We start from the raw sequence: 9947 nt of genomic DNA on the forward strand, positions 1-9947 counted from the left end.
GAAAACAGACTCTCAGTGAACGTGTCGGCGCCGCGCATAATCCAGGGGAAAGTGGTGGTCCATCTATCAACGCTTCACGAACTCTGCGCGATGACGTGCTTCAGCGGTACTTCAGCAGCCTGCTAGACATGGCTATTGAGTGGGGTGAGAAGAACTGGAAGGTCCGCGCGTTCGCCACGTCGATCCCGATCAATTTGATCGCCATGAAGTTTGTTGCGATTTCGAACCGTCGTCCAGGACTGAGGTGCAGTTGCCTACTTCCGGCGAGTTGAGTGGCCGTTTCGGTGAGTCGAACAGGCTAGGGGCGTGCGGCGTAGAGTTCAATTCTGCTGCGACTGTTCACTATCGGAACAGGCGCGTCCTTCTTGCGCATCGAATCGCCTCTTCGCTGCAAGCTTGTGAGCTAAATGGATGTTCAGTATCATATCGGCAAGCGTGGGGGTTTTGAGCCGGGCGCGCCAGTGCTCGAGGGAAATTGGTTGGTTGGTAATGGTCGAGTACAGCGTGCGGGCGTGATCGTCGCTTCAATACCTCAAATTGCCGGGTGAAGCCCACGTACAGCACGGAAAGGCCGTGTAGTCTGCTGGAGCAGTCTTTCCCGGTGCCAGTGGCCCTGTCAGGATCAGGTTCTCTGCGTTGCGGATCCAGTCAAAGCTGGCGAGCGACGAGACCCTTGTCGAGTCCGCCGCTCTTGCCGGCAGCGTCTCGCATCGAGATTGAACCCGGTACCCCGTGTTCGCGCCACGGTATGGCGTCGATCCAGCGCCGTTGCGACTCGTGCTCCGTAGGCTGATGCCAGCATGATTGCTCGCCCAGCGGTACTCACATATGGCTGGCAACGGGTGTTAGGTGACTGAATGAACCCGTAAGTGCGTTCATTCCGGTGCTGTTTATACCAACGCGCAAACCAACCGAGGCTTGCACGAGTCTCATTGCATTCGGTGGTCCGCGCGTCGCCGATTCACCATCTTGTTCTGCATCGAGACCACGTGCAAGCGGTATAAATATCGGCATGCTACGATGTTAGCGTGGACATGAGGAAAATGATTCACTGCGGCCGCAGGATGTTGATGCGCTCGGACTTTCAATCACGAAGCGCGGAAGCGGGGTATCTTCCTCATAGTCGATCCGCGTGCCGATAAAATAACGTAGGCTAGTCTCGTCCACGAACACAGTGAGGCCCTGTGTAAACACTTTCGTGTCGGAATCGCTTACGGAGTCAACTAGGACAATAAAATATTCTAGCTGTCCTCCCGCATGAAATTCAGCACGCAGTCGAATATAAAGCGGCGCTTCGTGGCTCTGCGTGACAAGCTCGGCCGCTTCTTTTGCTGCTCGGGCCGTGAATGTAAAAAATTCACACGCGGGTTCTGTCGATATGCTTGATCGTTGGGAAATCATAGATTTTCCTGGAAGATTAATAGAGAACTATATCCGTCTTGACAATGTGACTCTGCGCGAGGAAAGAAAGCAAGTAATGCGCCACAACACTCGCTCGAAATACTACTGCTCAGGTACGGAATTAGATTGCTGAGGCGAGTGTGCATCCGGAGGCTGTGTAGCGACATGCCAAATTATTCACGCCGTTGAACTCTCCCCAGACGTCGTCACCAAGAGTGAAGCGATGCGCGGAACGGCACGGCGGAGATCTCCTTGCGCCATAGCAAACAAGTGAGCGAAAACCCCGACGTGAGCCTTGCGACTCATCGCGAGTCAATAGACGTTCTATTTTACCAGTTGAAGTTCGCTATCTTGGACGTCGACATTCGACGTTAAACTAAGTTTGTCCTATACACAGAGAAGCTATCTCCACGCTCAGAAAACGCAGGCGGAATAACGGCGCGAAGTTAGCGCATTAGAATGGTTGGCGCAGGCGACGCTCGCTCAGGGAAAACGAGTTTCACGGATAACGCATGGAAAAACGATACATTTTTCGGATGCCATCGAATTCAACAGATGGGAGATGAGTGCAAATGAAATTGATAACGAATTCAGTCGCCGCCCAGAAGGGCATAGCCGACTTGGATTCCGTAGACCGCGCGATCCTCAGACACTTGCAGCAAGATGCGTCGCTATCGATTGTCAGCCTAGCAGCGAAAGTGAAACGCAGTGCGCCTGCGTGCCTGCGGCGCGTGGAACGGCTCAAGAAGACGGGACTAATACGAAGAGTCGTCGCACGGCTCGACGCGAAGGCTCTCGGCGTGGGCATGTTCGCGGTAATCGGGATCGTGCTGGACGGCTCGACGCCCGAGGCGTTTGCCGCATTCGAGAAAGCGGCGCAGAAGGTGTCGGGCTGCGTTGCGTGCCACGCTGTGAGCGGGAAGTTTGACTATGTCTTGCTCGTTCGAGCACGCGGCAATGAAAGCTTCAACCGGTTGCATGCTGCACAATTGTTGCACCTGCCGGGAGTACGGGAACTGCGTAGCTTCAAGGTATTAAAGGAAGTCTTATCGACGCAGGCGATACCGCTGTAACGGCAAACGCTTGAAAAGGTAGGCTTGACCTGTGTCAATCAACAGACAGGTTCTGGTCGTAACCAAACGACACGCTTCGAATCGCTCGCTGGCTTCCGAAGACCAAACTCGTGACGGATAAACTATTGACCTATCCGGCGATGAAGACCGTTCGTAGTAGCGCGAGCAGGCCAGCAACGTCCCAACGCATGTTCAGTAAAGTTTCGCCGGCAACCGAGCCGACTGGATGTACTTCGCGCAACGCGCCGCGCTGTCACAATTCAGACAATTCAGACAATTCAGACAGAGGCAACGTGACACCGCCCGTCCTGTTACGGTAATCGGGAATGGCGATGGACATGCGGGGAAACACGTTCCAGGTTTAGGTAGGGCAAGCATGGTCCTTGCGTGCCGGTCGGCCACTAAGTCAGAAGGCACAGACAAGTTAGGCCCTTTCGTCAATGTGAAAGCGCTTAACGGTGGCATAAAACTCGCCGCCTCGCTACGGACGGCTTCGCGGCCAACTTTGTCATACGGAGCAACAACATGAAGGTACTGGTTGATAAACTGCACCGGCTTTCGTCGGCTGAGGACTTTTTCCGATTCTTCGCCATCTCATATGACGACAAGGTGGTGGACGTAAGTCGATTACATATACTAAGGCGTTTCTTCCAGTACATCAAACAGGCGGAGGACCTGTCAGCGGATCACGACGCAACCTTATTCTTGGTTTATCGAAATCTCCTGTTGAAAGCGTATAACGACTTTGTCATTTCCACGCCCGCTGAGCAAAAGGTGTTCAGGGTTCTTCAGGAAGCCGACGGAGAGCGGCATATCTCTCTCGATCGCCTGCGTGAATCCCTGCCGGCTCGGGCTAACAATTGAAGTTGGTGAGCGAGCCATATTGGTGCTTGTCTGAGTCGTCACGATACGACTCCTCGCTTGATGAACGTTGTGAAGTGCGGTTGACTTGTCCTTATGAAAATCTGTCGGGAGTGGTCCATCAGCAGTCCACGTCTGGCTGACGAGCGGACAGGATACGGTTTCGATGCTTTCATGGCTGTCTTCGTCCCCGCATGTCATTCCTGTCGGTGGAACAGCGCTTTACACGACTCATAGCGGAGCTTATGAACGATGGGGTGGAAGAAGGAGTCCCGTGGGCGACAGAGGGCGATAGTAGCTTCTATGAACCAAGGTTTCCTCGGCGCATCGATATATAAGACTGCGGCCGCGAATCCGCTGGCGTTTCACGATGTAGTCAAAGTAACAACGGCTCTCTGGGTCACGGATACCGCGTCGGCCTAGGCTGGGATTATCCGGCCGGTTAAGGAAGTATTGATTTCGGGGGGGCGAGGGATTGGTGACAGCACACGTGCCTCGCGCGGCTCCGGTGCGGGCTTCTTCGGCACGTTCAACCGGAACAAGAAAAGCATTGCGGTCGATGTGAAAGACCACGCGTAGCGTGCATATCGTCCACAAGCTGCTTGCCTGGGGCGGACGTCTTCAGCAAAAACTTCAAGAGAGGAACGATGGACAAGCTAGGCCTCGGGTATGTTGCGCTTTGCAGGCTCAATCACGTCTCGTCTATGTGTCGCACAAGGGGTTCTGCCTGGCCCATACGATCATCGCACCGCGCTCGAGATCAGCGCAATCTTCGAGCGCTGCGGGCTTCCTTATGCGCTGGTCACAAAGCCGCAGGATCTGTCCGATTATCCGCACCTGCTCGCGACGGGCGGGCTCGCCGAGGTGACTTTGCCGCCCGATGCCAGCGGCGCAGGGCGGCCCATCGAGACGAGGACGGCGCTGCTGCCCTTGACGGTCGGCGGCGAGCGCTTCCGATGGGTCTCGGATACACGCCGGAGGATGTGAGGCAATTGACCGAGCTCGGTGTCGTCAAGTGCGCACACAGGCAGCCTGGCGATGCGTCGAAGCCTTCGGCGAACGAAGTCGCCAGCGCCTGATGCAGCCACGTAACACGAAAGACACATGGAATCATCGAGCCGCGGAAGCCGGTGAGACCTCCGAGCGCGGCCGGAGACACGACATGACATCCATCTCATCAAACATCGCAACGGGCAGCGCGTTCGCGTCCACTCATGAGCAGTCCGCGGTCAGGAAGGCGGCGTGGCGTTTCATTCCGCTGCTCGCGCTTGCGTACTTCTTCAACTACCTGGATCGCACGAGCGTCGGTTTCGCGGCGTTGACGATGAATCGCGATCTTGGTTTGACCGCCACACAGTTCGGCTGGGGCGCGGGCATCATGTTCGCCGGGTACTGCCTGTTCGAGGTTCCGAGCAGCCTGGCGTTGTACCGCTTCGGCGCGCGGCGCTGGCTCGCACGAATCATGATCACGTGGGGTTTCTTCGCAGCGGCAACAGCGCTGGCCGTAGGCCCAAAGAGCTTTTACGCGATCCGGCTGCTGCTGGGTATCGGCGAGGCTGGCTTCTTTCCGGGCGTGATTTTCTTCCTCGCGGTCTGGTTTCCGGCCACCTATCGCACGCGAGTGCTCGCATGGTTCACCGTCTCTACGCCGCTGTCCTCGCTTGTGGGCGGGCCGCTCTCGGCGTGGCTGCTCCACATGGACGGCGTTTTGGGACTGGCGGGCTGGCGGTGGATGTTCATCGTTCAGGGATTGCCCGCGTGCGTCCTCGGTTTTCTGGTGCTCAAGACGCTGGCGGACAAGCCTGCCGATGCAACCTGGTTGTCCCATGACGAACGGCAAGCGCTGCAAAGCGTAACCGATCGGGAAGGCACGTCGAGTCAGAAAAAGAAACATTTCGTCCTGGCGTTGAAGGACGTGCGCACCTACATTCTGGCAATGATTTCTTTCGGCTTCACGATGAGCTCTTACGGCATTGGCATCTGGCTGCCTCAGATGCTGAGAGGTCATGGAATGAGCGTGACGCAGACCGGCTGGACGTCGGCCGTGCCGTACTTCTTCGCCACCATCGCGTTGCTCTGGTGGGCAAAGCGAGTCGATCGTCGCGGCGGCCTGATCGGCAATCTCGCCGCAGGTTTTTTTACCGGCGCGATCGCGCTGGGAATCTCGACGTATTTCCATCAAATCGTTCCGGCGATGACCGGCATCACGCTGGCGCTGATCGGGACGATTGCAGGCCGGACGATCTTCTATACGCTCCCGGCGCGATTCCTTGCCGGACAGGCCGCTGCCGGCGGGTTGGCGTTCATCAACTCGATCGGTGCGCTAGGGGGCTTTGCGGGACCGTACCTCGTGGGGTACCTCAAGGACAGTTTTGGTACGTTTTCGGCCGGCATGACGGGTCTTTCGATCGTGCTGGGTATCACGACCTTGCTGACCTTGTCCCTCTACGCCTTCGGTCGCGGAGATTAAGAATGGAGCCACTCCCTGGTTCCGACGCCGTCAGGTCCTCGGCACTCTCGCAACATCGATGTTGTTGCCCGTTATCAGCGCGCGTCTTGCATTTGCAAAAGAGAAAACGCATTCCGTGAGTACAACCAACAACTACCTGCCCGTTCGTGCCGACTGGCTCGCCTCCGGTGCCGAAGCGGCGATCGAGCCCGATATGCCGATCATCGACGCGCATCATCACTTTTACGAACGACCGGGCTGGACCTACCTTCTGGACGAGTACCTCGAGGACGCGCGCATGGGTCATAACATCACCGCCTCCGTGTTCATGCAGGCGCTGACACGGTATCGCGCCTCTGGTCCGGAGTCGTTGCGCCCGGTCGGTGAAATCGAATACGTGGCTGGCGTCACCGCCGCGTTGCAAGGCGGCAAGCCGCAGGTTGCGAAAGGGATGATCGGCTACGCGGATCTTCGACGGGGAGCGTCGGTGCGCGACGTTCTCGAAGCGGAACTGCACGCCGGCGATGGCCGGTTCCGTGGCATTCGACATCTCGTTACATGGGACGCGGACCAGACACTCGTCAATCCCTTGTCGGCGCCGCCGCGTGGGCTGCTGCTCGACCCCGACTATCGGGCGGGCGTTGCACAACTGGCTCCGCTGGGCCTGGCGTACGACGCATGGCTATTCTTTCCGCAATTGCCGGAGCTGTTCGACATGGCAAAGGCCTTTCCGGATACGCCTTTCATCATCAACCATTGCGGCGGTGTCGTCCGCATCGCGAGCTATGCGAATCAGCGCGCGGAAGTGTTCGATGCCTGGTCCCGTTCGATGCGGATCCTCGCCGGGTTGCCGAATGTTTATGTGAAGCTTGGTGGCCTCGGCATGCGTATGAATGGCTTCGCGTTTGAAAAGGGCGAACGTCCGCCGTCATCGGATGAGCTGGCGCACGCGTGGAAGCCATGGATGCATACGTGTATCGAAGCGTTCGGTGCGGAGCGCTGCATGTTCGAGAGCAATTTCCCTGTCGATAAGGGATCCTACCCATTCAGCAACGGTTGGAACGCTTTCAAGAAATTTACTGCGCAAGCTGGTGCCGATGAGCGCGAAGCACTGTTCCGGGGAACGGTGAGCAAGGTCTACCGCCTTACGTAGCGCGTCGGATGCCTCGCTGCGCTAGTAGTGGAACGGATTGAACGCGGCACCAGTTCGTCGAGCCATGACTTGAAGGCGTCGAGCAGCGGGACACTGTGTTTTTGCCGCAAGCCGTTGACCGACGAATGAAGCATCGGAGCGTGGAACGCTCGTCATTTGATTTTACATAACGGTGTGCCTTTGATTTTCGTGCAGGGTTCCGGTCAGGCGGACCCTAGTGTGGCGGGGGTTTGCCTTGCGGCCCTTATTAAATTGTCTTTCGAATCAAGCATCTGCTAACTCCCTGCTGCACGCGACTGATCGGAAGGGATTCGATGCCTCGCGTTCTTGCCTTCGGTATTGCCGACGGGCGCGCCGAGGCATCTGTGCAGGCTGGTCACGAAGAAATCGCATCAGAGCACACAAACGCTGACGGGCAACTGCGCGAATCATTGTGCCGCGTCAACGATGGCCACGATGCCGCACTGTCGCGCGAGCGCGGTAAGGTGCGCGATAGGCAGCACGCTGCCTGTCCGGTGAATCATGTGCGTCAGGTGCATGATGCTCCTGTCGGGACGAGTCGCGGATGAATACGCTGCGACGATGGCTTCATCGCTTGCCACTAGATCGAACGTCACCCGTTCGACGACGATGCGCTACCGCATTTCGCGTTGCTGTCAAACTGCCAATGCACTCGGATAGCCCCGGGGCGACATAAGCGCGCGGTCGTCGTCCGACAACGGGATGCCGGAGATTGCAACGCTGAGTCCTTCGCTCGCATTGCGATTCGGTGCGATTTCGTCGGCGGAGCAATCGGCACGCGTCGCCAACTGCCGCTTGATGTCCGGAAGCCGCGCATCGAGGCCGCTGCGCATGTTGACGTCCGGATTTTTGCCGACGAAACGGTATGCGTCGATGACCGCCTGCTCGACGACGAGCGGGGGGCGGACTTACGGCTGCGTTGTTTAGATTGAGTAACGAATGCTGCGCGGGATATGACTCGCGCGAGTTTGTCGCCAATTGACCTCGACGCTTGTTTCGCAGGAGATACGGTCGAGCATGCCTCGCTCGGTTCCAAGTTCGATGCGGCTCGCAATTGCAAGCCGAAGACAAATTTTCGAGGCAACAGGCAGCCTGCATAGTCATGGTGGCTCTGCAAGCCACACGAACACCAGGCCTTTAGCAGCGCTGCCGCTAGCGACTCACATGCTCGCTGTCGCGCTTCTTAATCGAGTGTGACAGCGAGCAATATATACGCCCGTCGTCTCACCAGGGAAGGCGGCCGGCGGCGTTGGTGAAAGTACCCGTCGGGCCGCTTGCGTCAAGCAGGGCGAGGCGAACGGGTTCTCGTGCGGCATCCTCGACCGATCCGGCGCCAGGAGCATAGTTGCTCAGATCCGTTGCGGTGAACCCCGGACAGACCGCATTGACCTTGATGCTGGTTCCCTCCAGTTCAATGGCAAACGCTTGCGTCACCGCATTGAGTGCTGTTTTCGACGCTTGATAAACCCCAACGTACTGTCGCGAGTAATCCGACGGGTTGTCCTTTAGCGTGAGAGAGCCACCTGCGCTCGAAACGTTGACGATGCGGCCGGCCGGTGCTTTTCGAAGAAGCGGCAGCAGCGCCTGCGTGACTGCGACGACCCCAAACACATTGGTCTCAAACACGATGCGCATATCGTCGACTGACACACGGCTCACCTTGTCACCCTCTCTCATCTGTTCGACAGACGTCCCCGGCTTGATCGGACGTGAGATCCCCGCGTTGTTGACGAGCACATCGAGACGTCCCAACGTGCCCTCGATCTGCCTCGCCGCGGCGACAATCGACGCCTGATCCGTCACATCGAGCTGGATGGCCTGCGCGGCTGCTCCAACGCTGTTCGCTGCCGCGACGCCCAGGTCCAGCTTGCGTGCCCCGACGAGTACCGTGAAGCCTTCCGAAGCAAGTTCTTTCGCAATCTGAAGACCGATTCCCTTGTTTGCCCCGGTAACGAGTGCCACGGGTTTGCTGTGCATGTTTGCTCCGTTCAATGTGATGGGCGAGAGCAAGTCGCTTACGGTAGAATCAAAAGCGGAACTTCGCTCCGGTTACGGACTATACGGAACCACGTTCCGGTTAGCAAGGAAAAAATGAATTGAGCATCAAGACGAACAAGTCCATCAGTAAAGCCGCACCGCGCTCCGTGCGCGCTGACGCGCAGCGGAACATTGATACGCTCCTGCGAACGGCACTGGCTGTTTTCGAATCTTCGGGGATCGATGCACCGGTGCGCGAGATCGCGCAAAAGGCGGGAGTAGGCATCGGCACGATTTATCGCCACTTTCCGCAGCGCTCGGACCTCGTCGTGGCGGCGCTGTGCAGCGAAGTGGATGCCTGCGCGGATGCGGGCGTTGAGCTTGCCGCCACGCTCGATGCCGGCGAGGCATTGGTGGGATGGATCGGACGCTACGTGGACTTCGTGACGACGAGGCGAGGGCTTGCGGCCGCCCTGAATTCGGGCGACCCGGCCTTCAAGGCCTTGCCAACGTATTTCCTCGAGCGGCTCCGCCCGGTGGTTCAGAGGCTCCTCGATGCCGCGACCGCTTCGGGCGACATTCGCAAAGGAATCCAGCCCGAGGAGCTTTTGTGCGCGGTAGCTGCCCTGTGCGCTCCGCTTGAATGTCCCGATCCCCCCGACGCCCGGAGGTTGGTGGCTCTGTTTGTCGACGGATTGCGCTATCGAGCCGGCCCATAGATTTCTATAACCCTGCAGAAGTGAAGCCGCGCGAAAAGACCAAGGCTTCGACTTCGACACAACAGTCAGAGCGGCATGCGTGCGCTCGCGGATGAAATGACATCCGAATGCTCAACCTAACGCCACGACGAACGACTATTTTTGTTGTGCATGCGTAAGCTGGGCGGTAAGCGGCTCAGCTGGGCCGTTCGTCCATTCGCGTGCGCGTAAGGCAATATGGTGACTGGAACTGCCAGTCAGGTAGAGGGATCTGGCGGACTGCCTGGTGTGTGCAGCTTGTCGGCCACACGCCA

11 protein-coding genes and 1 pseudogene are annotated in these 9947 nt (G+C 57.9%); 7 read left to right on the forward strand and 5 right to left on the reverse strand.

The features are described from left to right. Positions 1-272 (forward strand): hypothetical protein (locus AB4Y42_RS43110; protein WP_368697761.1); only part of this gene is annotated, 272 nt, incomplete at its 5' end. Positions 273-524: 252 nt separating this feature from the next. Here AB4Y42_RS43110 and AB4Y42_RS43115 read toward each other — a convergent pair. Then, a complete protein-coding gene (locus tag AB4Y42_RS43115; RefSeq protein ID WP_368692161.1) occupies positions 525-839 on the reverse strand; it encodes an ATP-binding protein in 315 nt (104 codons plus the stop codon). 184 nt (positions 840-1023) lie between these two features. Next, positions 1024-1401, reverse strand: a complete 378-nt coding sequence (locus AB4Y42_RS43120) for a HesB/IscA family protein (RefSeq protein ID WP_368692160.1) — start codon at positions 1399-1401, stop codon at positions 1024-1026. 572 nt (positions 1402-1973) lie between these two features. Between AB4Y42_RS43120 and AB4Y42_RS43125 the strand changes: the two genes are divergently transcribed. From AB4Y42_RS43125 to AB4Y42_RS43145, 5 genes and pseudogenes are all read left to right on the forward strand, one after another. Continuing rightward, a complete protein-coding gene (locus AB4Y42_RS43125) occupies positions 1974-2474 on the forward strand; it encodes an Lrp/AsnC family transcriptional regulator (RefSeq protein WP_368692159.1) in 501 nt (166 codons plus the stop codon). A gap of 525 nt (positions 2475-2999) precedes the next feature. Beyond that, positions 3000-3338: a nitrogenase stabilizing/protective protein NifW gene (nifW, locus tag AB4Y42_RS43130; protein ID WP_368692158.1), complete on the forward strand. Its 339-nt coding sequence runs from the start codon at positions 3000-3002 to the stop codon at positions 3336-3338. 474 nt (positions 3339-3812) lie between these two features. Further along, a pseudogene (locus tag AB4Y42_RS43135) lies at positions 3813-4414 on the forward strand (CoA transferase); the annotation flags it as partial. 83 nt (positions 4415-4497) lie between these two features. After that, positions 4498-5805: an MFS transporter gene (locus tag AB4Y42_RS43140; protein WP_368692157.1), complete on the forward strand. Its 1308-nt coding sequence runs from the start codon at positions 4498-4500 to the stop codon at positions 5803-5805. Between the two features lie 58 nt (positions 5806-5863). Beyond that, positions 5864-6937: an amidohydrolase gene (locus tag AB4Y42_RS43145; protein WP_368692156.1), complete on the forward strand. Its 1074-nt coding sequence runs from the start codon at positions 5864-5866 to the stop codon at positions 6935-6937. 428 nt (positions 6938-7365) lie between these two features. Here the strand turns inward: AB4Y42_RS43145 and AB4Y42_RS43150 are convergent, their stop codons facing one another. The 3 genes from AB4Y42_RS43150 to AB4Y42_RS43160 form a co-directional block, all read right to left on the reverse strand. Continuing rightward, positions 7366-7476, reverse strand: coding sequence for a hypothetical protein (locus AB4Y42_RS43150; RefSeq protein WP_368697762.1), 111 nt, complete (start codon positions 7474-7476; stop codon positions 7366-7368). A gap of 117 nt (positions 7477-7593) precedes the next feature. Next, a complete protein-coding gene (locus tag AB4Y42_RS43155; protein WP_368697763.1) occupies positions 7594-7791 on the reverse strand; it encodes a hypothetical protein in 198 nt (65 codons plus the stop codon). Between the two features lie 391 nt (positions 7792-8182). After that, the gene (locus AB4Y42_RS43160; protein ID WP_368692613.1) at positions 8183-8935 is read right to left on the reverse strand and encodes an SDR family NAD(P)-dependent oxidoreductase; all 753 of its coding nucleotides are present in this window, start codon (positions 8933-8935) and stop codon (positions 8183-8185) included. Between the two features lie 119 nt (positions 8936-9054). On the opposite strand from AB4Y42_RS43160, the gene AB4Y42_RS43165 reads away from it, so the two are divergent. Further along, positions 9055-9654: a TetR/AcrR family transcriptional regulator gene (locus tag AB4Y42_RS43165; protein WP_368697764.1), complete on the forward strand. Its 600-nt coding sequence runs from the start codon at positions 9055-9057 to the stop codon at positions 9652-9654. The last annotated feature ends 293 nt before the right edge of the window (positions 9655-9947 follow it).

This window comes from Paraburkholderia sp. EG286B (assembly GCF_040965655.1).
Taxonomy (GTDB): Bacteria; Pseudomonadota; Gammaproteobacteria; order Burkholderiales; family Burkholderiaceae; genus Paraburkholderia.

Coding starts and splice junctions, on each gene's coding strand:
- AB4Y42_RS43125 (WP_368692159.1), top strand. CDS start 1,974: ATGAAATTGATAACGAATTCAGTCGCCGCCCAGAAGGGCATAGCCGAC.
- AB4Y42_RS43120 (WP_368692160.1), bottom strand. CDS start 1,401: ATGATTTCCCAACGATCAAGCATATCGACAGAACCCGCGTGTGAATTT.
- AB4Y42_RS43160 (WP_368692613.1), bottom strand. CDS start 8,935: ATGCACAGCAAACCCGTGGCACTCGTTACCGGGGCAAACAAGGGAATC.
- AB4Y42_RS43150 (WP_368697762.1), bottom strand. CDS start 7,476: ATGCACCTGACGCACATGATTCACCGGACAGGCAGCGTGCTGCCTATC.
- nifW (WP_368692158.1), top strand. CDS start 3,000: ATGAAGGTACTGGTTGATAAACTGCACCGGCTTTCGTCGGCTGAGGAC.
- AB4Y42_RS43140 (WP_368692157.1), top strand. CDS start 4,498: ATGACATCCATCTCATCAAACATCGCAACGGGCAGCGCGTTCGCGTCC.
- AB4Y42_RS43155 (WP_368697763.1), bottom strand. CDS start 7,791: ATGCGCAGCGGCCTCGATGCGCGGCTTCCGGACATCAAGCGGCAGTTG.
- AB4Y42_RS43145 (WP_368692156.1), top strand. CDS start 5,864: ATGTTGTTGCCCGTTATCAGCGCGCGTCTTGCATTTGCAAAAGAGAAA.